The organism is Streptomyces sp. NPDC001536, assembly GCF_042894505.1.
GTDB lineage: Bacteria > Actinomycetota > Actinomycetes > Streptomycetales > Streptomycetaceae > Streptomyces.
The window spans coordinates 128,164-149,390 of sequence record NZ_JBIAVQ010000016.1 but is presented as its reverse complement, the minus strand read 5'-3'; the positions used below and the strand labels follow the sequence as shown (position 1 = coordinate 149,390).

General features: G+C 71.9%; 20 protein-coding genes. 11 read left to right on the top strand and 9 right to left on the bottom strand.

The features are described from left to right. Window positions 1-91: 91 nt before the first annotated feature. Together ACFY0U_RS35960 and ACFY0U_RS35955 are read left to right on the top strand one after the other, a co-directional pair. Complete coding sequence (locus tag ACFY0U_RS35960; RefSeq protein WP_388642995.1) at window positions 92-745, top strand: RNA polymerase sigma factor; 654 nt, start codon at window positions 92-94, stop codon at window positions 743-745. Next, the gene (locus ACFY0U_RS35955; RefSeq protein WP_388642993.1) at window positions 738-1,664 is read left to right on the top strand and encodes a CU044_5270 family protein; all 927 of its coding nucleotides are present in this window, start codon (window positions 738-740) and stop codon (window positions 1,662-1,664) included. Before ACFY0U_RS35960 ends, ACFY0U_RS35955 begins: the two co-directional genes overlap by 8 nt. Window positions 1,665-1,676: 12 nt before the next feature. Here ACFY0U_RS35955 and ACFY0U_RS35950 read toward each other — a convergent pair whose 3' ends face one another. The 4 genes from ACFY0U_RS35950 to ACFY0U_RS35935 all read right to left on the bottom strand — a co-directional run bounded on the left by ACFY0U_RS35950 (window position 1,677) and on the right by ACFY0U_RS35935 (window position 9,340). Further along, window positions 1,677-2,477 (bottom strand): chitosanase, encoded by an 801-nt coding sequence (locus tag ACFY0U_RS35950; protein WP_388642991.1) that lies wholly within the window; start codon window positions 2,475-2,477, stop codon window positions 1,677-1,679. A 139-nt stretch (window positions 2,478-2,616) separates the two neighbouring features. Then, window positions 2,617-5,295, bottom strand: coding sequence for a SpoIIE family protein phosphatase (locus tag ACFY0U_RS35945; RefSeq protein ID WP_388642990.1), 2,679 nt, complete (start codon window positions 5,293-5,295; stop codon window positions 2,617-2,619). Between the two features lie 72 nt (window positions 5,296-5,367). Then, the gene (locus tag ACFY0U_RS35940; RefSeq protein ID WP_388642988.1) at window positions 5,368-7,818 is read right to left on the bottom strand and encodes a SpoIIE family protein phosphatase; all 2,451 of its coding nucleotides are present in this window, start codon (window positions 7,816-7,818) and stop codon (window positions 5,368-5,370) included. Between the two features lie 415 nt (window positions 7,819-8,233). Next, window positions 8,234-9,340, bottom strand: coding sequence for a serine hydrolase domain-containing protein (locus ACFY0U_RS35935; protein WP_388642986.1), 1,107 nt, complete (start codon window positions 9,338-9,340; stop codon window positions 8,234-8,236). Between the two features lie 136 nt (window positions 9,341-9,476). Between ACFY0U_RS35935 and ACFY0U_RS35930 the strand changes: the two genes are divergently transcribed. Beyond that, window positions 9,477-10,706 carry a PP2C family protein-serine/threonine phosphatase gene (locus ACFY0U_RS35930; RefSeq protein WP_388642985.1) on the top strand — a complete coding sequence of 410 codons (1,230 nt, stop codon included), beginning with the start codon at window positions 9,477-9,479 and terminating at the stop codon, window positions 10,704-10,706. A gap of 36 nt (window positions 10,707-10,742) precedes the next feature. Here the strand turns inward: ACFY0U_RS35930 and ACFY0U_RS35925 are convergent, their stop codons facing one another. Further along, window positions 10,743-11,945: an MFS transporter gene (locus ACFY0U_RS35925; RefSeq protein WP_388642983.1), complete on the bottom strand. Its 1,203-nt coding sequence runs from the start codon at window positions 11,943-11,945 to the stop codon at window positions 10,743-10,745. 114 nt (window positions 11,946-12,059) lie between these two features. On the opposite strand from ACFY0U_RS35925, the gene ACFY0U_RS35920 reads away from it, so the two are divergent. Next, complete coding sequence (locus ACFY0U_RS35920) at window positions 12,060-12,989, top strand: LysR family transcriptional regulator (protein WP_388642980.1); 930 nt, start codon at window positions 12,060-12,062, stop codon at window positions 12,987-12,989. Between the two features lie 24 nt (window positions 12,990-13,013). Here the strand turns inward: ACFY0U_RS35920 and ACFY0U_RS35915 are convergent, their stop codons facing one another. Beyond that, complete coding sequence (locus tag ACFY0U_RS35915) at window positions 13,014-13,439, bottom strand: arsenate reductase ArsC (RefSeq protein ID WP_388642977.1); 426 nt, start codon at window positions 13,437-13,439, stop codon at window positions 13,014-13,016. 19 nt (window positions 13,440-13,458) lie between these two features. Here ACFY0U_RS35915 and ACFY0U_RS35910 point away from each other — a divergent pair, with 19 nt between their 5' ends. Together ACFY0U_RS35910 and ACFY0U_RS35905 are read left to right on the top strand one after the other, a co-directional pair. Beyond that, window positions 13,459-13,773 carry an ArsR/SmtB family transcription factor gene (locus tag ACFY0U_RS35910; RefSeq protein ID WP_388642974.1) on the top strand — a complete coding sequence of 105 codons (315 nt, stop codon included), beginning with the start codon at window positions 13,459-13,461 and terminating at the stop codon, window positions 13,771-13,773. A gap of 28 nt (window positions 13,774-13,801) precedes the next feature. After that, the gene (locus ACFY0U_RS35905; RefSeq protein ID WP_388642972.1) at window positions 13,802-14,545 is read left to right on the top strand and encodes an aquaporin; all 744 of its coding nucleotides are present in this window, start codon (window positions 13,802-13,804) and stop codon (window positions 14,543-14,545) included. Here ACFY0U_RS35905 and ACFY0U_RS35900 read toward each other — a convergent pair whose 3' ends face one another. Continuing rightward, the gene (locus tag ACFY0U_RS35900) at window positions 14,546-14,914 is read right to left on the bottom strand and encodes an ArsR/SmtB family transcription factor (protein WP_388642969.1); all 369 of its coding nucleotides are present in this window, start codon (window positions 14,912-14,914) and stop codon (window positions 14,546-14,548) included. A gap of 79 nt (window positions 14,915-14,993) precedes the next feature. Here ACFY0U_RS35900 and ACFY0U_RS35895 point away from each other — a divergent pair, with 79 nt between their 5' ends. From ACFY0U_RS35895 to ACFY0U_RS35880, 4 genes are all read left to right on the top strand, one after another. Then, window positions 14,994-16,349: an NAD(P)-binding domain-containing protein gene (locus tag ACFY0U_RS35895; protein WP_388642968.1), complete on the top strand. Its 1,356-nt coding sequence runs from the start codon at window positions 14,994-14,996 to the stop codon at window positions 16,347-16,349. Between the two features lie 28 nt (window positions 16,350-16,377). Further along, complete coding sequence (locus ACFY0U_RS35890; RefSeq protein ID WP_388642965.1) at window positions 16,378-16,839, top strand: ArsI/CadI family heavy metal resistance metalloenzyme; 462 nt, start codon at window positions 16,378-16,380, stop codon at window positions 16,837-16,839. A 75-nt stretch (window positions 16,840-16,914) separates the two neighbouring features. Further along, a complete protein-coding gene (locus ACFY0U_RS35885; RefSeq protein ID WP_388642963.1) occupies window positions 16,915-17,550 on the top strand; it encodes a CatB-related O-acetyltransferase in 636 nt (211 codons plus the stop codon). Window positions 17,551-17,645: 95 nt separating this feature from the next. Continuing rightward, window positions 17,646-17,969: a DUF2625 family protein gene (locus ACFY0U_RS35880; protein ID WP_388642961.1), complete on the top strand. Its 324-nt coding sequence runs from the start codon at window positions 17,646-17,648 to the stop codon at window positions 17,967-17,969. Between the two features lie 29 nt (window positions 17,970-17,998). Here the strand turns inward: ACFY0U_RS35880 and ACFY0U_RS35875 are convergent, their stop codons facing one another. After that, window positions 17,999-18,340, bottom strand: a complete 342-nt coding sequence (locus ACFY0U_RS35875; protein ID WP_388642959.1) for a hypothetical protein — start codon at window positions 18,338-18,340, stop codon at window positions 17,999-18,001. Window positions 18,341-18,473: 133 nt separating this feature from the next. On the opposite strand from ACFY0U_RS35875, the gene ACFY0U_RS35870 reads away from it, so the two are divergent. After that, the gene (locus ACFY0U_RS35870; protein ID WP_388642957.1) at window positions 18,474-19,640 is read left to right on the top strand and encodes a barstar family protein; all 1,167 of its coding nucleotides are present in this window, start codon (window positions 18,474-18,476) and stop codon (window positions 19,638-19,640) included. Between the two features lie 15 nt (window positions 19,641-19,655). On the opposite strand, the gene ACFY0U_RS35865 is transcribed toward ACFY0U_RS35870, so the two are convergent. After that, window positions 19,656-20,765, bottom strand: coding sequence for a serine hydrolase domain-containing protein (locus ACFY0U_RS35865; RefSeq protein WP_388642955.1), 1,110 nt, complete (start codon window positions 20,763-20,765; stop codon window positions 19,656-19,658). Between the last annotated feature and the right edge of the window lie 462 nt (window positions 20,766-21,227).

Below are 21,227 nucleotides of genomic sequence, written 5' to 3'. Positions count from 1 at the left end.
CTCCGCGAGCACCCTCTCACGGCGTACGGGAACTCGATCGCGGGCATCGGCCAACAGCAGTCGACCATGCCCATGACTTCGAGGGAACCGCATGCAATCGACAGGCGATCCGTGCGTCGGAGACCTTCCCGACGTCGTTCCCCGTGACGGCGTCGAGACCGACGCCTCGGTCGTCGAGCGTTCGCGGGAGGAGCCCGATGCCTTCGAGATCCTCTTCCATCGATACGCCGACGACATCCACCGCTACGCGGCCCGACGGCTCGGTGCCGAGGCGGCCGACGATCTGATGGCCGAGACCTTCGTCATCGCGTTCCAGCAGCGCCACCGCTACGACCTGTCGCGGCCGCAGGCGCGCCCGTGGCTCTACGGGATCGTCACCAACCTCGTCGGCCAGCACCGGCGTGCCGAGGCGCGGCGGTTGCGGGCGTTCTCGCGCGTCGCCTCGACGGGGACCGGTGACGGCGGCGAGGCCCTGGCCGACCGGGTCGTGGCGAGGGTCGGCGCCGAGCACTCCCGGGCCCAACTGGCGGGCGCGCTCGCGAAATTGCCCGCACGGTACCGGGACGTGCTGCTGGTGATCGCCTGGGGCGATCTCGACTACGCCGAGGCCGCGGAGGCGCTCGGCATCCCCGTGGGCACGGTGCGCTCACGGCTCAACCGGGCGCGGACCAGGCTGCGCGAAGCACTGGGCGGGTCGGACCCCACAGCCCTTCACGAGGAGAACGAGGAGACCGATCGTGGATGACCTCACCGCGGTACGCGAGATGGAGGCCGACGTGGCCCCGCTCACCGACGCCGCCCGGACCGCCGCCCGTGCCCGACTGCGGCGCGCCATCGTCCGCGAGGGCCGCTCGGGTGCGCTGTCGCGGCGGATCGTGCTCAGGGTCGCGGTGGCCGGGACGGCCGCGGCGGCGGTCGCCGGCGGCGTGGTCGTCGCCAACCGGGGCGGGAGCGAGACGGCGGACACGCCGCGGCTGACCACGCTGAGCGCGGCGCAGCTGCTGCGCCGGGCCGCGGACCGGACGCGGGCCGACGGCGCCGGGATCCCGATTCCCCGCGATGACCAGTACCTGTACACCAGGACGTACATCACCCGGACCTATGTGAAGGGCGGGAAGCGCAGGACCTGGACGGACGAGAGCTGGATGTCCGTGGACGGCTCCAAGCCCTCCAGGCGCCAGGAGTACGGCAAGGTCCACCACGATCCCCCGCTGGGCGAGCATGAGGTGATGTGGCCGCCCACCGAGTACGCCAAGCTGGCGAAGTGGCCGACGGATCCCGAGAAGCTTCTCAAGACGCTCAATCTGGGAGGCGGCCGGCCCGGCAAGATGGCGTTCGGACAGGCCTGTCTGCTCATGCAGGGGCCACGGGTCATGCCGCCCGGCCTTCAGGCCGCGACCTTCGAGGCGCTCGCGCGGATTCCCGGCATCCGTATCGACCGCCGGGCCGTGGACGCCCTCGGGCGCCAGGGGGTCGCGGTCTCCTATCCGGAGATGGACTTCTCGTTCATCTTCGATCCGAAGACCTACGTCTATCTGGGGCTGCGGGTGAAAGGCAGCACCGGGTACCCGGTCGACGGGAAGCTGAAGCACCGTGACTGGTACCACGAGATGCGCGCTCGGGAGGAGTTGGGCGTTGTCGACCGCATCGGACAACGCCCGTAGTCCTGCTCCCGGTCAGCCGATGTGGTAGCTGTCCCCGTACACCTTCCAGTCCAGCGGCGGGTTCAAGTCGAGGTTGCCCGCGCGCAGGAAGATCCGCTGGGCCGTGTCGACGCGGCTGGTGTCGCTGTGGGCCTCCTCCTGCTTCATGGCCCACACCCGCGCGTCCAGGAAGGCGTGGAGGTAGGTCACCTCGTCGCCGCCCTGGGCCGGCGGCCGGGCCCGGTTCAGGGCGCGCCTGCGGATGTTGCGGAAGCTGGTCGGGTCGGTGCCGTCGCCGTGCATCACGATGGCGTCGTAGTAGGCGAACTGGCCCAGCACCCGCAGCCCGTCGGCCTTGCCCTGGCGGACGGCGGGGTCGAAGTACACGCGGTCGCGCTCGTCGTTCTGCGCCTGTCGGAACACCTGGTCCTGGGCGGCCCGGCGCCAGTCCCGGGGGAAGTTCGGGTCGAGCCCGTCGTGCGAGTCCGTGCCGTCGACCCGGCGGAGCGCGGGCAGATAGGGGGCGAGGACGTTGCCGGGGCGGCGGTCGGCGTAGAGCTCGACGAGGTCGAGCATGTCGCCGGTGCCGGAGCAGAAGCCGATGATCCCGGCGGTGTAGCCGCGGCCGTCGCCGATGTCCTCGATGTACTTGTACTGCGCCTTCCAGTCGAGCGAGGAGTTCTCCGCGCTCGACACCAGCTGCATGGCGATCTCCTTCTTCGCCGGGTCGTCGAGTCCGGTCGCGGTGGTGCGGACTGCGGCGGCCTCGGAGGTGAGCAGGGGGACGGTGACGGCGGACGCGCCGAGCAGGCCGAGGAGGGCACGGCGGGACATGTGTTTCACGGCGGCTCCAAAAGGAGGTGGGGGGTGGGGAGTTGGCCGTACGTGAACTGATAGGAAGGTTTACTATCAGAGGCACGACACAATGAACACCCGTCGCGTCAAAGGTTCGTACCTATGAACAAGGCGCCGCCTACGGCAGCGGCTGCTCCGCCCAGATGACCTTGCCCTCGGGCGTGTACCGCGTGCCCCAGCGCTCGGCGAGCTGCGCGACGAGGAACAGGCCGCGGCCGCCCTCGTCCGTCATCGCCGCGTAGCGCAGATGGGGCGAGGTGCTGCTGCTGTCGAAGACCTCGCAGATCAGACTGCGGTCGCGCAGCACCCGGACCCGGATCGGCTCACCGCCGTAGCGGATCGCGTTGGTCACCAGTTCGCTCAGGATCAGCTCGGTGGCGAACTCCAGCTCCTCCAGCCCCCATCGGGACAGCTGACGGGTGACATCGGCACGCACCTGTGCGACGGCCACCGGGTCGGACGGCACGTCCCACTCGGCGACCCGGTCCGCGTCGAGCGCCCGGGTGCGCGCCACGATCAGGGCGATGTCGTCGACCGCGCGCGAGGTGAGCCGGGAGTCGAGCACGGTCCGGCAGGTGTCCTCGGGCGAGTCACCGGCCCGCTCCAGGGCGGCCCGCAGGAGATCCAGGCCTACGTCGATGTCCCGCTCCCGGTCCTCGACCAGCCCGTCCGTGTAGAGCACGAGACGGCTGCCCTCGGCCAGGTCGAGGTCGGCCGTCTCGAACGGCAGGCCGCCAAGACCCAGCGGGGGACCGGCGGGCACGTCCGGGAACTCCACGCTGCCGTCGGGATGGATCAGGGCGGGCGGCGGGTGGCCGGCGCGGGCGACGGTGCAGCGCCGGGAGACCGGGTCGTAGACGGCGTACAGACAGGTCGCTCCGGTGACCGGGGCGCTCTCGCCGTCCTGGGTCTCGTCCTGGTCGATACGGCCGACCAGTTCGTCGAGCAGGACCAGCAGTTCGTCGGGCGGGAGGTCGAGCGCGGAGAAGTTGTGGACCGCGGTGCGCAGCCGGCCCATCGTCGCCGCCGCGTGCAGGCCGTGGCCGACGACGTCCCCGACGATGAGCGCGACCCGGGCACCGGACAGCGGCAGGACGTCGAACCAGTCGCCGCCCACACCCGCCTGCGCGGGAAGGTAGCGGTAGGCGATGTCGAGGGCGTTCTGCTCGGGCAGGTTGCGCGGCAGCAGACTGCGTTGCAGCGTCACCGCCATGGTGTGCTCGCGGGTGTAGCGGCGGGCGTTGTCGATGGAGACCGCGGCCCGGGTCACCAGCTCCTCCGCCAGGGCGAGTTCGTCGGTGTCGAAGGGCTCGGGCTTCTCCGAGCGCCAGAAGTTGACCACGCCCAGGACCAGGGCGCCCGCGCGCAGCGGCACCGCGATCAGCGAGTGGATGCCGAACTCCAGGACCTGCGCGGTGCGTTCGAGGTCCTGGGCCCGCCAGCCCGGGGACTCGGCCAGGCGCGTCTCCAGGACCGCCTGCCCCGAGTGCAGCGCGCGGATCTGCGGGGAGGTCGGGACGAGGCGCATCCGGTCGCCCACCGAGTGGAGCGGTGCGTCCTTGCGGATCCCGCTGAACGCGGTGCGGCGCAGATCGGTGCCCGAGTCCGGCTGTCCGCCGCTCAGTACGGCGTCGAACAGGTCCACGGTGACGAAGTCCGCGAACCGGGGCACGGCCAGCTCGGCCAGTTCCTCGGCAGTCCGGGTCACGTCCAGGCTGGTGCCGATGCCCACCCCGGCGTCGTACAGCATGTTCAGGCGCTCCCGGGCGGTCTCGGCCCGGCCGGACAGGGCCCGCAGTTCCGTCGAGTCGCGCAGCGTCGCCACGCTGCCGGCGGGGCCGCCCTCCAGGTCCGTGAGCCGCTGGTTGACGGCCAGCAGCCGGTCGCCGACCAGGTGCACCTCGTCCGTCGCGACCCGCCCCGAGGCCAGCAGCTCGGCGGTGTCCGCCGGAAGGCCCAGTTCGAGGACGTGCCGGCCCTCGGCGTCGGCGGGCAGATGGAGCAGCCGCTCGGCCTCGTCGTTGGCGAGCAGCAGCACGCCCTCGCCGCTCACGATGAGCACGCCCTCGCGCACCGCGTGCAGCACGGCGTCGTGATGCTCGTACATCTTGGTCATCTCGTGCGGCCCCAGACCGTGGGTCTGGCGCTGCAACCGCCTGCTGACCAGGAACGTGCCCGCGGTGGCCAGGGCGAGGCCGCCCGCCGCGGCGCCCAGCAGGAGCGGCATCTGCTCGTCCGCGGTACCGCCCACGTGCTCCGTGGTGATGCCGGCCGACACCAGGCCCACGACCTTCCCGTCGGGGTCCTTGACGGGGACGACGGCCTGCACCAGCCGCCCGATGGTTCCGTCGATCTCCTCCGTCACGACCTGTCCCGCCAGCGCGGGCGCCAGGGTGCCGACGAACTTCTTCCCGATACGGTCCGGCTTGGGATGCGTGTAGCGGGTCCCGTCGGTGTCCATGACCACGATGAAGTCCACGCCGGTCGCCTTGCGCGCCGCTTCGGCCCGCGGCTGGAGGACCGCTGTGGGATCGGGGGACTCGAGGGCCTCGACGGTGCCCGGCGCGTTGGCGAACGCCTCGGCGACCGCGACCGAACGATTGCGGGCCTCGGTCGTGCTGTCGTGCCGCACCTGCAACACCAGCGCCACCACGGCGGCCACGACCAGCAGCAGGACGATCACGACCTGCGATACGAACACCTGTCCAGCGACGCTGCGTCCGCCCAAGGCGGACCGGACTTCGGCGACTCGCCCGCGCCGCGACCGGCCGGCGTCACGCTGCGAGTGTCGGGCCATGTGCCATGTCTACACTGCACGGCCCCAGGAGGCGAGAGGCGTCACACACCGTGACAGAACAGCTACGGCGTCTCACCGCTGCCGCCGGCGGGTGGCGAGCAACAGCGCGATGTCGTCGGGCCGGTCGGCGGCGTCCCGGGCCGCCGCGGTGAGCCAGTCGGCCACGCCCGCCAGCCGTGCCGTGGGCGCTCCGGCCCGGGCGAGGGCCACCCGCAGCGCGTTGATGCCGTCGTCGATGTCGACGCCCGGACGCTCCACCAGACCGTCGGTGTAGAGCGCCAGGACGGCGCCCGGCTCGATCCGCAACTCCGTGACCGGGTAACGGGCCTCCGGGTCCACACCGAGCACGACGCCGCCGGGCAGGTCGAGGACACGGGTGCTGCCGTCGGGATTGCGCAGCAGGGGCGGCGGATGGCCCGCGCGGGCCACCCGGGCGAGCCCGGTGACCGGGTCCAGACGGATGTAGCAGCAGCTGGCGAACTGGCCCGGGTCGAGGTCGATGAGGAGATGGTTCGTGCCGCTCATCACCTCGTCGGGCGGCCGGTCGCCGAGCGCGAACGCCCGTACCGCGCTGCGCAGTTGCCCCATCGTCGCGGCGGCCTGCACGCCGTGGCCCTGGACGTCCCCGATGACCAGGGCCAGACCGTCGCCCGCCTCGACGACGTCGTACCAGTCCCCGCCCACCTCCATGCCCTGGGTGCCGGGCAGATAGCGGCCCGCGGTCTCCACCAGCGGATGCTCGGTCAGCCGGCGGGGGAGCAGGGCCTGTTGCAGACCGCGGGCGAGTGCGGCCTCGCTCTCGTAGCGCCGTGCCTTGTCCATGGCGTGGGCGATCAGCCCGGCGAGCGCGGTGAGGACCGAGCGCTCCTCGCCGGTGAAGGTGCGGGGGCGGTCGAAGCCGAGGATGCAGGAGCCGACCGGGCGCCCGGAGGCGATCAGCGGCAGGAAGGCGCGGGCGCCCTCCGTCGCGTCCAGCGGGATGCCCGGGTAGGCCTCGGTGAGCTGCTGCATCGAGTCGAAGAACAGCGGTCGGCCGGTGGTGAGCGTCTCGACGCCGGGCAGATGCGCGTCGAGACCGATGCCGTCGAACGGGGCGAGGAACCCCGGCGGGAAACCGGACTCCCACGCCAGGTACAGGTGCCGGTCCTGGAGCAGGTAGATCGCCAGTCGGCGGCCCCCGAACACGGGCAGCAGTTCCTTCATCACCACGGCCGACACCTGGCGGGCGGTGACCGCCTCGGTCAGCGCGATGGCCAGCACGATCGGGCGGTACAGCGGGGCCAGGGACGAGGTGCCGGGGTCGGCGGCCTCGGCGGAGTCCGGCATCCGGCTCGTCGGCCGCACGGTGCAGGTCAGCACGTCCGGGCCGGGATAGACCGACAGGGCCAGCCAGTCGCCCTCGTAGGCGGTGTCCAGGTCGGGCGGCCGCCGCACATGCAGATGCACCGGCTCGGGGGAGAGCAGGGCGCTGCGCAGATGGTCCTCGAAGTCGGGCTGGGCCAGCCAGGGCACGCCGTCCCACAGCGGGCGGCCCAGGAGTACGTCCCGCGGGCGGTGCAGCAGCTGTGCGGCGCGGGGATTCGCGTAGGCGACAAGGCCCAGCCGGTCCAGGCAGAACACGCCCTCCGGCAGCAGGTCGGCGGCGGCGTCGGCCGCGGAACCGGGGCCGGGATCGAGGACGAAACCCCGTACGGGCCGTGCGCCGGACGCGGTCGGGGCGGCCTCGGGGGTCCAGAACTCCATGAGCCGCAGCCCGCCGTCCGCCGTCCGCACGTACAGCGGCAGCGACGGCGTGCTCGCGGCGGCCTCCCGCAGTGCGGCGAGCACACGCGGGGCGTCGTCGGGGGCCACGGCCCGGGCCAGCGCCTCGACCGTGCCGCCGAAGTCCGTGGGGGCCACGCCCAGCAGGGCGTGCAGATGCGCGTCCGCGGTGACCACACCGGTCGCCGGGTCCCAGGCGAACCGTCCGAGCCGCCCCGCCGACGGATGCGCGGTCGGCGGCCGCACACACAACGGCTCACCGTCCCAGGCGACCGGCTCGGTGTCCCCCAGCTCCTCCAGACGCCGGGCCAGATCCTCCGCCACCCCCGCCACCCGCTCACGCTCGGCCAGCACCTCGGTGGCGTCCGCGGCCGAGGGGCGCAGCACGGTGAGGACGCCGAAGGTCGTGGACTTTCCCACGACCGGTACGTACAGCGACCCGAACTGGAACGGCAGACCCGCCGCGAACTGGGGGTAGCGGCGCATGGTCTCGGTGGCGTTCGGCAGCACGACCTGCACGCCGAGCCGGTAGGCGTCGGCGACGGGGAACGGACGGTCGGCGTGCAGCCGCCACCACGGCCGGAACAAGGGGCCCGGGAGCCCGGCGAGCACAGCGAGGCGCAGCATCCCGGAGGTGCTCGACCGCAGATAGACGCCACCGGCGTGACCACCGCCCGCGCCGATCGCCTCTGTCGAGGCGTCGATCAGCAGCGCGCCCAGCCGCCCCGGCGTCCGGTCCGTGTCCTCGCCGCTCCCAGTCATCGGCCTGCCTCGTCCCTACGCCGCCCCACGGCGACACAGCAAGAATGCGCCACGAGTGGCCTGCGGCGCATCCGGGTGGGGCAGATGCGACGGAAGTCGATCGGAGGGGCGCCGGGACCCTGCACGGTCGGCCCGCACGAAGACCCGGGTGCTGTGCGGGCGTGAGGGGCGGGGCTTGGGCCGGGGGTGCTCGGTCGGGGGACGGTTGTCAGGTCAGGCGGTAGAGGCCGGTGAGGGGCTGGCGCCCCCGCGGCCTCACGGCTGCCGCCCCGGCCTAGCATCCCGCACCCATCCGTGTACCCCGTGGCCCGGACAGACCCCGCCCGCGCCCGGCTCCCGCCCCCGGACCCGGTCCCCTGGACTCCCGCGCCCCTGCCTCGGCCCGATGCCCCCGCACCGCGACGTCGCCCCCGGCTCAGCCCCCGAGCCCCTGCAGCCCCTCGTACGCCGCCATCACCAGCTCCAGCCCCCGCTGGTCCGCCGACGGTTCGCGCATCTGGTTCGTCACGTAGGCGACCGTCATCCGGGCGGCCGGGTCGATCATGACGAGGGAGCCGCCCCAGCCGCCCCAGCCGTAGGTGGTGCCGAAGCGGCCGTAGCCGAGGCCCCAGCTCACCGGGATGCCGAGGATCCGGTCATCGCCGGTGTACTGCTCCTCGAAGGCCCGTGCGCAGCCTGCCGGGGACAGGAGTCGGACGCCGTTCAGGGTGCCCGCGCAGGCCATCGTCGACTGGACGAGGGCGACCGAGCGGGCGTTGCCGAAGCCGCTCGCCGCGGGGATCTGGGCCCGGCGCCAGGCCAGGCCGTTGCCGTCCCGGAGGCGGATCCCGGTCGCCGTGGAGGGGGCCGGGTCCTGGTCCGCGGCTCCGGCGACGTAGTCCTCGTCCTGACCGGGCGGCGGAACGCCGAGCGCGACGCGGTGGTCGTGCTCGGCGGACAGCCCGATCCGGAAGTCGGCGCCGAGCGGCCCGGCCACCTCGTCCGCGAAGAACGCGCCCGGCGTCCGGCCCGTGATCCGGCGGACGACCTCGCCGACGAGGAACCCCTGCGTCAGCGAGTGGTACCCCGCCGCGGTTCCCGGCTCCCACTGCGGGGCCAGCGCGGCCAGGCGGGCCGTGACCGCCGCCCAGTCGTAGAGCTCCTCCACCGGCCCGTCGTAGTCCGGCAGACCCGCGGTGTGCGCGAGCAGATGCCGTACGAGCACCTTCTCCTTGCCCGCCGCGGCGAACTCCGGCCAGTACCGGGCGACCGGCGCGTCCACGTCGAGATCGCCCCGGTCCGCCAGCACCAGCGCGGACAGTGCCGTCATCGTCTTGGTGACCGACCAGACGTTGGTGACGGTGTCCCGCTCCCACGGCACGGTGCGCCCGGCGTCCGCGAAGCCGCCCCAGACGTCCACCACGGGCGCACCGTCCACGAAGACCGCGACCGAGCCGCCGACATCCCCGGCGTCGAGGTACCCGGCCAGCGCGTTCGGCACGGCGGTGAACAGATCGTCGTACGAGCCCCGAATGTCTGCCATGCGCGGAATCTAGCCCGTCGGGACAGGCCGGGAGCAACCGAATTACCGACCCTCGTGATCCGCGGGCACCCCCGCCGGCCACCCATGGCTCATATCGTGGGAAGTGATGCGATATCGGCAGTGAGGCGGCAGAGCCATGGCGGACGCGCGGATCGACTACGCAGCGGTGTTCCAGGCCCTGCCCGGCATGGTGGCGGTCCTGACCCCCGAGCTGATGTACGTCGACGTCAACGAGGAGTTCGTCCGTATGACCGGCCGCAGCCGGGAGCAACTGGTCGGCCGCTATCTGTTCGACGTCTTCCCGGACAACCCCGAGGACCCGGCGGCCTCCGGCATGCGCAACCTGGCCGCCTCCCTCCAGCGCGTCCTGGCCACCGGAGAGCGCGACACCATGGCCGTGCAGCGCTACGACGTCCGGTCCCTGGAGGCGCCGGGGCGCTGGGAGGAGCGCTACTGGAGCCCGGTCAACGCCCCCGTGCTGGGCCCCGACGGCGAGGTCGTCCTCCTCGTGCACCGGGTGGAGGAGGTCAGCGAGTTCATCCGCGACCGCGGTGGCCCCGTCGGCACCCGGGCCCGGGCGCTGGAGGCCGAACTGTACATCCGCGCCCGGGAGTTGCAGGAGGTCAACGAGCGCCTGAGGAAGGCCCACGCCCGCGAGCGCGAGGTCGCCCTGGCGCTCCAGGAGGCGATGCTGCCGACACCCCGGCTGAAGGGGGAGCACCGGGCGGCCGTCCGCTACCGCCCCGCGATCGGCGCGCTGAACGTGTGCGGCGACTGGTACGACCTCGTGGACCTGGTCGGCCGCGACCGTATCGGGGTCGCGGTCGGTGACGTCGTCGGACACGGACTGGCGGCGGCCTGCGTGATGGGCCAGCTGCGCAGCGCGCTGAGCGCCGCCTCACGGGTGGCCGAGGGTCCGGCGCAGGCCCTCGACGTCCTGGGCCGCTACGCGCACGTGGTCGCCGGCGCGGAGTCCGCCACGGTGGTCATCACGTTCATCGACTTCGACGCCCGCACCATCACCTACAGCAGTGCGGGGCATCTTCCCCCGGCACTCGTCCACGCCGACGGCAAGGTCGAGTTCCTCGACGCGGCCACGGACCCGCCACTGGACGCCAGTCCCGCCCCCGTCCCGCGACCGCAGGCGACGACCTCCTTCGCCGGCGGCGCCACCCTGGTGCTCTACACCGACGGCCTGGTGGAACGCCGCCGCGAGGACATCGAGATCGGTCTGGAACGCCTGGCGGACTCCCTCACCCGCCACCGGGACGCCGATCCGGAGGACCTGGCGGACGCGGTCCTGAAGGAACTCCTCCCCACGGAGGGGGCCACGGACGACACCGCCCTGATCGTCGTACGACTGTGAGGAACCCCGGTACGTCGGTGGTGATCCGTGGCCGCGTCAGGCGGCCGGCAGGGCACGCCTGCCGAGCAGGAGCGGTGTGGCGAGGAGCAGGAGTCCGGCCACGGCGATGGCGGTGCGGGTGGTGGTGAGGGTGGCCAGCAGACCCCACAGCGCCGTCAGGGCGGCGATGGTCAGTTTGCCGCTGATGGACCAGGCGGACAGTGTGCGGGCGACGCGGTCGGGCGGGGTGTGTTCGAGGCGGTAGGTGGCCAGTACCGGATTGAAGACGCCGATGCAGGTGATGAGCCCGAGTTCCACCACCATGACCAGCAGGAGTCCGGGTACGCCCGGGCCGACGAAGGCCAGCCCCAGGGGCCAGCACACCCGAAGGGTTCCGGCGGTGACGAGGACCTTGTGCCGGCCGAACCGTGCGACCAGCCGCCGGGACAGGCGTGAGCCGATCAGTCCGCCGACACACGGCAGCGCGAAGGCGAGGCTGTACTGCCAGGGCGCGAAATGGAGGCCGCCGAGCATGAGGACGGAGAGCAGCGGGGCGGCCACCATGATCAGCCCGTTGACGAGGACGGCGTTGAGGAACAGCGGGCGCAGCACCGGGTCGCCGAGGATGAAGCGCCAGCCGTCGAGCAGGTCACGGCTCCTGATCCGGGTCCCCGTCTCGGGCCGTACGGGGCGGACCTCCTTCTTCCCGCCCATGGCGCGGATCCCGACCGCCGAGAGCAGATAGCTGACGGCGTCGGCGACGACGGTCACCACGGGGCCCAGGAGCCCGATCGCCGCGCCGCCGAGGGGCGGCCCGATCATGGTGGTGGTCCACATCGTGGCCTCGAACCGTCCGTTGGCGGCCAGCAGATCCTTCTGCGGCACCAGGGCCTTGAGGCAGGCGCCGGACGCGGCGGTGAAGGTGATGTCGGCCGCGGCGACGAACACCGACACAACCAGAAGTTGTGCGAAGCTCAGCCGGTCGAAGGCGTACGCGACCGGAACGCTCATCAGCAGCGCGCACCGGGCCAGATCCATGGCCACCATCACCGGCCGCTTGCGACGGAACTCGACCCACGGCCCGAGCGGCACCGCCACCACCGCCCCGACCGCGAGCCCCGCCGCCGCCAGCGCCGACACCTGCGCCGGACCTGCGTGCAGGACGAGAATCGCGATCAGCGGAAAGGCGTGGAGGGCAAGGGCCGTGCCGAGCGCGCTGATGCCGTACGCCGCCCACAACCACCCGAAGGCCCGCCCCATGCCGCCGCCTCTCTCCCTGATCCACGGACATCCAAGCGGTCGACGGATCGAGAGATCAAACAACCCCCGAGCGGCTCGGACACAACCAATGGTTGTGGATCTACGATGGCGGCCATGGACCTCGATGCCGTGCGGACGTTCGTGACGGCCGCGGAGACGGGACGGCTCCAGGACGCCGCCACGACCCTGTCGGTCACCCAGCAGGCGGTCTCCAAGCGCGTCGCCGCACTGGAGAAGGAGCTGGCCGTACGGCTGTTCACGCGCACCCCGCGCGGAGTGCGGCTCACCATCGACGGTCAGGCGTTCCTGCCCCACGCCCGGGCGCTTCTCGACACCGCGGAGCGGGCCATGGCCTCCGTACGGCCCGGCTCCCGCGCCCTGCGCGTGGACGTGATCGGCCGCCGGCTCGGCCCGGCCGCACTGCTGCGCGGCTTCCACCGCGCGCGCCCCGAGGTCGAACTCGACGTGGTGACCCTCTTCGACGCGAAGGAGGCACTGGCCGCCATCCGCTCCGGCACGATCGACGCCTCCTTCCGCGCCGTCACCGTCCCCGCCCGCCGCCTCCCCGACGGCATCGCGGCGACGCGGGTGTACGACGAGCCCGTCCAGCTGCTGACCGGACCGCGCCACGCCCTGGCCACGGCCCGCGAGGTCACTCCGGCACAGCTCGCCGGGCACCGCATCTGGATGCCCGGACTGGTCGCCGGTACCGAATGGGCGGCGTACTACGAGGAGTTCGCCACGGAGTTCGGCCTCACCATCGAGGCGACCGGACCGGACTTCGGCACCGATCCGCTCCTCGACACGATCGCCGAGTCCCCGCGGCTGGCCACCCTGGTCGGCGAACAGACCCGCATGGTCTGGCCCACCGACCAGGACCTGCGCCGCATCACGCTCCGCGACCCGATGCCGGTCTACCCGCACTCCCTGATCCGGCGGTCCGACAACCCCCACCCCGCCCTCAAGACGCTCCGCACCTATCTCGACAGCGCGGGGCCGGGTCGCCTCGATGCGGAGACCTGGACACCACACTGGGCGCGGTGAAGCGGCAGGGGGCGCCGCGAACGGTTACGGCGTCGCGACCGGACCGCCGTCGATCTCGGAGATCAGCGCCTCGATACGGGTCCTGATCTCGTCCCGGATCGGCCGGACGGCCTCGACGCCCTTGCCCGCCGGGTCCTCCAGAGCCCAGTCGAGGTACTTCTTGCCGGGGAAGACCGGGCAGGCGTCGCCGCAGCCCATGGTGATGACGTAGTCGGACGCCTGGACGGCCTCGGTGGTGAGGATCTTCGGCTCGGCCGCGGAGATGTCGACGCCGACCTCCTTCATCGCCTCGACCGCCGACGGGTTGACCTGGTCGCCCGGGACGGAGCCGGCCGAGCGGACCTCGATCCGGTCGCCCGCGAGATGGGTCAGGAAACCGGCGGCCATCTGGGAGCGGCCGGCGTTGTGGACGCAGACGAAGAGCACGGATGCGAGCGGGGTGTCGGACATGATGTGAAAGTATCAGCCCATGCTGACATCAGTCGACACTGATCTCATGCGGGTGCTGGCCGACCCGCTGCGCCTGAGGATCATCACCCTGCTGGCCCGCGAGACGCTCTGCACCACGCACCTGATCGAGGAGACGGGGGCGAAGCAGACCAACCTCTCCAACCATCTGAGGGTGCTGAGGGAGGCGGGTGTGGTGCAGACGGAACCGTGCGGCCGCTTCACCTACTACCGGCTCAGGCCGGAGGGCATCGCCTCGCTCGCGGGCGGGTTCGCCGAGTTGGCGGAGACCGCGCGCATTACCGCCCAGAACAACGTCAAGCGGTCCTGTCCGTGATCCGCGAAGACCTTTGTGAGGAGTCCCGTTGACCGTCACCGATGCCACGGCCGTGGCACAGCCGGAGATCACCGCCGCCCCGCGGCCCGCGCCCCTGACCGCCCGCGCGGCGGCCGAACTGCTCGGCACCGCCGCACTGGTCGCGATCGTGGTCGGCTCCGGCATCCAGGCGACCGAACTGACGCGGGACGTCGGTGTCCAGCTCCTCGCCAACTCCCTCGCCACCGTCTTCGGCCTCGGCATCCTGATCCTGCTGTTCGGCCCGGTGTCCGGGGCGCACTTCAACCCGGTGGTCACGCTGGCCGAGTGGTGGACGGCCCGACGCGGCGGCGACGGTGTCAGGGCGCGCGAGGTCGCGGTCTACGTCCCCGCGCAGATCGCCGGCGCGATAGCGGGCGCGGTCCTGGCGGACGCGATGTTCGGTGAGCCGCTGGTGAAGTGGTCCACGCACGACCGGTCGGCCGGTCATCTGCTGCTCGCCGAAGTGGTCGCCACCGCCGGGCTGATCCTGCTGATCTTCGGCCTCGCCCGTACGGACCGCCTCCGCTTCGCGCCGGTGGCCGTGGCCTCGTACATCGGCGCGGCCTACTGGTTCACGTCCTCCACGTCCTTCGCCAACCCGGCGGTGACGGTCGGGCGTACCTTCAGCGACACGTTCGCGGGCATCGCGCCGGGCTCGGTGCCGGGGTTCGTCGGTGCCCAACTCGTCGGCGGGGTGGTCGGGTTGGCCCTGGTGGCGGTGATCTTCGTACGCGGGCGGTCCGTCGGGTAGTCACCCGAAGGTGCGCAGCATCTGTCCCATCGCGGCGACCACGGACGGCTCGACCCGGTAGTACACCCAGGTGCCGCGTCGCTCGGAGGTGAGCAGTCCGGCGTCCTTGAGCTTCTTCAGGTGGTGGGAGACGGTCGGCTGGGAGACGCCGACATCGGAGATGTCGCACACGCACGCCTCGCCGCCCGCGTGCGAGGCGATCAGCGAGAACAGGCGCAGCCGCACCGGGTCGCCGAGGGCCTTGAACATCGTGGCGGTCCGCTCGGCCTCCTCGGCGGTCAGGGGCCGCTCGGTCAGGGGCGGACAGCACGGTGCCACGGCGTCGGAGGTCTCGGGTTCGAGCAGGGGCAGCGCCTCGGTGTTCGACATACGTCTATGTTGACACTTGTCGAATCAGGGGCCAAGCTGACTTCTATATCGATGAACGTCGAAGCAAAGGGGACCGTCAGTGAACGCCACCGCCATCGACCGCCTGCCCGTCGTGGTCATCGGCGCCGGACCGATCGGCCTGGCCGCCGCCGCCCACCTCGTCGAGCGCGGTATGGAACCCCTGGTCCTGGAGGCCGGCCCCACGGCGGGCGCCGCCGTGCGGGAGTGGTCGCACGTCCGTCTGTTCTCCACCTGGGGCGAGCTCGTCGACCCGGCCGCGGAGAAGCTGCTGGCCCCGACCGGCTGGATCCGCCCCGACGCCACCGCGTACCCGACCGGCGGTGACTGGGCCGAGCGGTACCTCCAGCCGCTCGCCGACGTCCTGGGCGACAAGGTCCGCTACGGCGCCCGGGTGACCGGCGTCGCCCGCGCGGGCCGGGACCGCATCGTCGACTCGGGCCGCGACGAGCAGCCCTTCACCGTGCACATCGAGACCCCGGACGGCCGCGAGGAACGCCTCACCGCCCGCGCCGTCATCGACGCGTCCGGCACCTGGTCCACACCGAGCCCGATGGGCGCGGACGGCCTGCCCGCACTCGGCGAGAAGGCGGCCGCCGACCGCGTCTCCTACCGCGTCCCCGACATCGACGACCCGGCCGTACGCGCCCGTTACGCGGGCCGGCGCACCGCCGTGATCGGCTCCGGAGCCTCCGCGTTCACCGCCCTCGCCCTCCTCGCGGACCTGGCCGTCGACGCCCCCGGCACGCACGCGGTGTGGATCCTGCGCCGGGGCATCGGGGCGAACACCTACGGCGGCGGCGAGGCCGACCAGCTGCCCGCGCGCGGGGCGTTGGGCCTGCGGGCGAAGGCGGCCGTCGAGGCCGGTCACGCGAGCGCGATCACCGGATTCCGCACGAAGGCCGTCTCGTACGACGGTGACCGACTGGTCCTCGAGTCGGAGGACGGCCACCGCACGGACCCGCTCGACGAGGTGATCGTCCTGACCGGCTTCCGCCCGGACCTCTCCTTCCTCTCCGAGCTCCGACTCGGCCTCGACGAACGCCTCCAGGCACCGACCGCCCTGGCCCCGCTGATCGACCCGAACGTCCACTCCTGCGGCACGGTCTACCCGCACGGCGTGAACGAGCTCTCCCACCCCGAGCAGGGCGTCCACCTGGTCGGCATGAAGTCCTACGGCCGTGCCCCCACGTTCCTCGCCATGACGGGTTACGAGCAGGTCCGCTCCATCACCGCGGCGCTCGCCGGTGACCAAGAGGCAGCCGAGCGCGTCGAGTTGACCCTCCCGGAGACCGGAGTCTGCGGCGGTTCGGGCCTGTTCGACGAACCGGAACAGTCGAGCGGCGGCTGCTGCGCGACCCCCACCACCCTCCAGATCGGCACCGCCGCCCCGGCATCCGCGTCCGGCGGCTGCTGAACCCCGCACCCACACAAGGAGCTTCGCCATGTCCCGCGTACAGCTCGCCCTCCGCGTCCCCGATCTCGACGCGTCCGTCGCCTTCTACAGCAGGCTCTTCGGCACCGAACCCGCCAAACTCCGCGACGGATACGCCAACTTCGCCATCACCGAGCCCCCGCTCAAGCTCGTCCTCATCGAGGGAACAGAGGGCGAGACGACCCGCATGGACCACCTCGGCGTCGAGGTGGAGAGCACCGAGGCGGTCCACGCGGCCACCGCTCGTCTCAGCGGAGAAGGCTTGGCCACCGACGTCGAGAACGACACCACTTGCTGCTACGCCCTCCAGGACAAGGTCTGGGTGCACGGCCCCGGCCAGGAGCCCTGGGAGGTGTACGTCGTCAAGGCCGACGCCGACTCCCTGGCCAAGCAGCAGGGCAGCACCTGTTGCGCCGATCCGGCCGTGACGGACCTCGCCGCCCCTGAAACGGCCGCCACGGCTCGGCGGTAATTCGGTGTTGCCGGGGCCGACGCACTGCGATCGTGACTCCGGACCCCCGTCCCCGATCCGCAAGGAATGGCCCACATGCCCGTACCCGCCGATCCCACGGTGCTGCATCCCATGCCCGAGCAGCCGCGTGTGGTGCTGCTCAAGCCGTTGGTGAAGTCGCCGCTCATCGAGGTGGGGGAGTTCTCGTACTACGACGACCCGGAGGATCCGACCGCCTTCGAGACGCGGAACGTGCTCTATCACTACGGGCCGGAGAAGCTCGTGATCGGCAAGTTCTGTGCGCTGGGGACGGGGGTGCGGTTCATCATGAACGGGGCCAACCACCGTATGGACGGCCCCTCGACGTTCCCCTTCCCGACCATGGGCGGCTCCTGGTCCGAGCACTTCGACCTGCTCACCGGACTGCCGAACAGGGGTGACACGGTCGTGGGGAACGACGTCTGGTTCGGCCACGGCACGACGGTGATGCCCGGTGTGCGGATCGGTCACGGCGCGATCATCGGCACCGGCGCCGTGGTCACCTCCGACGTCCCCGACTACGGGATCGTCGGAGGCAACCCGGCCCGCCTCATCCGCACCCGCTACAGCGACAAGGACATCGCCCGGCTGCTGGCGGTGGCCTGGTGGGACTGGCCGGTGGAGCACATCACCGAACACGTCCGGACGATCATGTCGGGCACGGTCACCGACCTGGAGGCGGCGGCCCCCTAGGTCCGGCCGTCGGCACTGGCCGCGAACGCCTCCTGGAGTTCCGGCCAGGCCGGGTCGTCCACCCGGGTCAGCTCATCGATCTTCCGCATCCGAGCATGATCGCAGCCCCCGGAAACGGCCATGATCCCGCCGCGTCCGGACGCCCCGGTTCCCCGGGGCAGACGACCTGCTTCGCGCCCGACACCCTGGCGTGGGAGGCCATGGACATGGGTCACTCCGCCTGGGTGCACTGGCTGTTGTCCCGGCGCCTGGAGACGTTCTACGGCGGGCTGCGCCGGCCCGGATGGCGCGAGGAGGCCCACGCCGATCCCGCCGCGAACGGTTGGCGGGCCGTGCCGATGCGCGAGGTCTGCGCAGTGGCCGCCGACTTCGCCCGGCAGCTGGGCCCGGCCGATCCGGGGTTCCTCGGCGATGTATGAGAGGGACCGCGACGTTTGGCTGAGAGGGTTCAGTCTCCGACGAACACGAGGTAACTGCCGGGAGTCGTGGCACAGGCCTCCAGGAACGCGGCGAGGTCCCGGACCGCTTCGGTCTGCGCCTCGCTCGTGCAGCGGTTCAGCAGGTCGGGGATCTCGCGGAGCGCGGCCTCGGCCACCTGCTCGTTGAAGAGGGTGTCCCTGTACGGGTCGACCATCCAGAGTTTGCCCGAGGTGTTGGTCGGCAGCTCGGAGATCAGCCCGGCCAGCGTCTCTCCGTGCTCGTAGGACTGGCGGATCAGCGTCGGCTGCTGTTTCTGACGCCGCTTGTGCCGGTGCGGCCGTCCGTTGTGCAGTTGCAGGTCTATTCCCATGGCTCGATTCTTCCGTGGGCGCCGTCGGTAGCGGTAACCAATTGAGAGGCGCGTACCGTGCTCGGGTGGCACGCTTGCGTGGGCCTGATCCCAAGTGCGGGTCGGGTGCGGGTGGTTCGAGTGTGGGGGATGGGTGCGGGGCGCGGAGCATGCGGTCTGGGAGCGGGAATTCCCGGTCAGGTATCTGCTGGTGCAGGAGGACGCGGACGGCGAGGAGCGGTACTGGGGACGGTGTGCCGGTGTCGAGGGGCTGTTCGTCGACAAGGTGCCGCCGCCGCGCGAGGTGCTGACGCTGCGGGGCTGCGTTCCCGAAGGCCCTTTGCGGGACGCCCTGTTGCCGGACGGTACGGGCACCGGGCTGCTGGGTGACCTGTGCGTCGAGGTCTGGGACGAGGAACAGCCGCTCCAGTGGTGGACCCTGGTCGACACCGTCGTACTGACACACCGGCCGAACCGGAACGATCCGGCGATGGTGGATGTCGTCGTGGGCGCGGGCGTCGAGGCGGAAATCGCCTGGGAGCACACACTGCCCGCACAGCCGGAGTTCAAGGTGTTCGGAGGGACCACCGCGGGTGCCGCGCCCGCCGGGCAGTGCCTGGACGTGGAGGGGCTGTTCGTCTCCCGTCACGGCCGGGGGCCGGTGCCGATGCACCTCGTCGGCTGCGAGCCCGCCGAACCGCTGCGCACGGTGCTGGGCCGACGGCGCAAGTGGGACAGGGACTGGGTGTGGCTGTTGGCGCTGGACCGCCACGGCCGGGTGATGTACCGCCACGACGTCCATCTGCGGATCGAGAAGGCGCGCCCGTCCGTGCTCGGCGCCGACCTCCTCGACATCACGCTCACCGACGGCGGCGACCAGCGCCCGCTGGTGGCCCGTCCGATCTGGGAGACCTGGTACCGGGGAGCTCCGACGGCCCGTAATCAGTGGGCTCCGTACACCACCGAGGGACGGTACGAGTGGCTCGAACTCACCGCCACCGGTGTCGGCGAGCCGCACCCCGACCGCTCCGGCGGCGTCCACCACCTCGACGGCAGCTTCGTCACCGACGGGCCGGGCCTGCACTGTGCGATGGCCGAGGCGCTCGTGGGTCCGGGCGGCTACTTCGGACGGGAGTGGAACGCGTTCAGGGACTGCCTGGGCGGCGGCTTCGGCATAGCCGCGCCCTTCACCCTGATCTGGCACGACTCACACATCGCACGGCAGGCCTTCGCCGATGACGTGTCCGAGGAGGGGCTCACCTACGTCGACGAGATCGTCCGACTCCTCGAACGCCGTGGCGCCACGGTCGAGTTGCGCTAGGACCGGGCGGCCTGTTCAGTCCTCGCCCACGACGGTCAGGTCGTCTCCCAGGGCCATGGCGATCTGCGCGGCGCGCGCGTGGTCGTCCAGGCGGCGGGTCAGATACGCGCAGGCGTGCCGGTGCCGCAGCGAGCACCAGGCGGCGGAACCGCCGATGCCGCCCTTGGCGATCTTCCCCTTGTCCCGGATGAGGCCGAGCGTCCAGGTGATGCGGGTGCCGAAGACCTCGTCGTGGCCGGTGACCTGGGAGGTGAGGAGCTCCGAGTGCAGCCGCGGGCCCAGGAGTTGACGTACCGGTCCGTCCTCGTCGGTGAGGCGGGAGAAGAAGGCCGCCGTCGAGGTGGCCGTCGTCTGGACGTTGGCCGCGCCGAACACCGACTGGCGCCAGGCCCGGGAGTTGGTGCGTTCCGTGTCCAGGGCGCCGTCCGGGATCCGCAGCCAGGGTGCGGCGGGCAGCCGCTCGGGCCAGTCGGGGTGCGCGTACTCGAGGTCGGCGACACGGTCCAACGCGTCGTCCGGTACGCCGAACCAGGCGTCGAGGTCCAGTGCCGGTCGCACGACCTCGTTGAACATCGCCCCGAGCGTGGTGCCGGCGGCCGCGCGCAGGATGCCGTCGACGAGATGGCCGTACGTCAGCGCGTGCTCGCCGAGCGAAGTGCCCGGGACGTACTCCGGTGCCGCCCGGGCCAGGCTGTTCCGCAGCCCGGCGTCGTCCAGCAGGTCGAGGTCCGCGGCCTCGGCGGGGAAGCGGGGCTGGCCCGCGCGGTGGGTGAGGATCTGGCGGAGGGTGGTCGTCTCCTTGCCGTTGCTCCCGTACGCCTTCCAGTACGTGCCGACCGGCTCGTCCAACGCCACCACGCCCTCGCGCACCGCCACCAGCGCCGCGAGCGTGACGAAGGTCTTCGACAGCGAGTACGGCATGACCAGCGTGTCCGTCCGCCACGGTCGGCTCCGCCCGGCATCGGCCCATCCCGCGCTCAGCCGCACCACCTCCCGCCCGTCCCGCCAGACCGACAGCCCGGCCCCGGTCTCCGCCCCGTCGTCCACGAGCCGTTGGAAGACCCGCCGCACCTCGTCGTACCCGTCCTCGGCGAAGCCTTCTACGGTGGCAGGGTTCTCGGACATGGCGTTCACCCTCCTTGTGCCGTGGGGGAGTTCCTCCGGACGGAACATACCCCCGGAGGGTATATGGGACAAGGGTCGGGCGCTCATCCTCGGTCGTCGTCGACGCCGCCACCAGGGAGTCGGCGCCCCGCCACCAGGTGTCCGCCAGCCCCCTGACCTCGCGCACCGGCTCATAGCCGTCCAGTGCGATGGCCTCGACCTCGTCGCCGGTCACCTTGGTGATGCACTTGGCCCACAACGCCGCGTGGTGGGACAGGGCGAGGGACTCCACCGACCCCTCGATCGTCTCGTGCAGGGGGGCCAGCGGTCCGAGTGGAGGCCGAACTCCCCGCCGGGTCCGATTATGAACGCGAAGGGCACCGAGACATCGGGATGCAGATAACTGGGCCCACCGTCGTAGCGCGGATACCGTGGCAGTAGGAGGCCGCCCCATTGGCGCTGAAACGCCACGACGCGGTCGAT

Bases quoted from the DNA above. Each gene is read 5' to 3' on its own strand.
- ACFY0U_RS35960 (WP_388642995.1), top strand. From the start codon at position 92: ATGCAATCGACAGGCGATCCGTGCGTCGGAGACCTTCCCGACGTCGTT.
- ACFY0U_RS35950 (WP_388642991.1), bottom strand. From the start codon at position 2,477: ATGTCCCGCCGTGCCCTCCTCGGCCTGCTCGGCGCGTCCGCCGTCACC.
- ACFY0U_RS35945 (WP_388642990.1), bottom strand. From the start codon at position 5,295: ATGGCCCGACACTCGCAGCGTGACGCCGGCCGGTCGCGGCGCGGGCGA.
- ACFY0U_RS35940 (WP_388642988.1), bottom strand. From the start codon at position 7,818: ATGACTGGGAGCGGCGAGGACACGGACCGGACGCCGGGGCGGCTGGGC.
- ACFY0U_RS35935 (WP_388642986.1), bottom strand. From the start codon at position 9,340: ATGGCAGACATTCGGGGCTCGTACGACGATCTGTTCACCGCCGTGCCG.
- ACFY0U_RS35930 (WP_388642985.1), top strand. From the start codon at position 9,477: ATGGCGGACGCGCGGATCGACTACGCAGCGGTGTTCCAGGCCCTGCCC.
- ACFY0U_RS35925 (WP_388642983.1), bottom strand. From the start codon at position 11,945: ATGGGGCGGGCCTTCGGGTGGTTGTGGGCGGCGTACGGCATCAGCGCG.
- ACFY0U_RS35920 (WP_388642980.1), top strand. From the start codon at position 12,060: ATGGACCTCGATGCCGTGCGGACGTTCGTGACGGCCGCGGAGACGGGA.
- ACFY0U_RS35915 (WP_388642977.1), bottom strand. From the start codon at position 13,439: ATGTCCGACACCCCGCTCGCATCCGTGCTCTTCGTCTGCGTCCACAAC.
- ACFY0U_RS35910 (WP_388642974.1), top strand. From the start codon at position 13,459: ATGCTGACATCAGTCGACACTGATCTCATGCGGGTGCTGGCCGACCCG.
- ACFY0U_RS35900 (WP_388642969.1), bottom strand. From the start codon at position 14,914: ATGTCGAACACCGAGGCGCTGCCCCTGCTCGAACCCGAGACCTCCGAC.
- ACFY0U_RS35890 (WP_388642965.1), top strand. From the start codon at position 16,378: ATGTCCCGCGTACAGCTCGCCCTCCGCGTCCCCGATCTCGACGCGTCC.
- ACFY0U_RS35885 (WP_388642963.1), top strand. From the start codon at position 16,915: ATGCCCGTACCCGCCGATCCCACGGTGCTGCATCCCATGCCCGAGCAG.
- ACFY0U_RS35880 (WP_388642961.1), top strand. From the start codon at position 17,646: ATGATCGCAGCCCCCGGAAACGGCCATGATCCCGCCGCGTCCGGACGC.
- ACFY0U_RS35875 (WP_388642959.1), bottom strand. From the start codon at position 18,340: ATGGGAATAGACCTGCAACTGCACAACGGACGGCCGCACCGGCACAAG.
- ACFY0U_RS35865 (WP_388642955.1), bottom strand. From the start codon at position 20,765: ATGTCCGAGAACCCTGCCACCGTAGAAGGCTTCGCCGAGGACGGGTAC.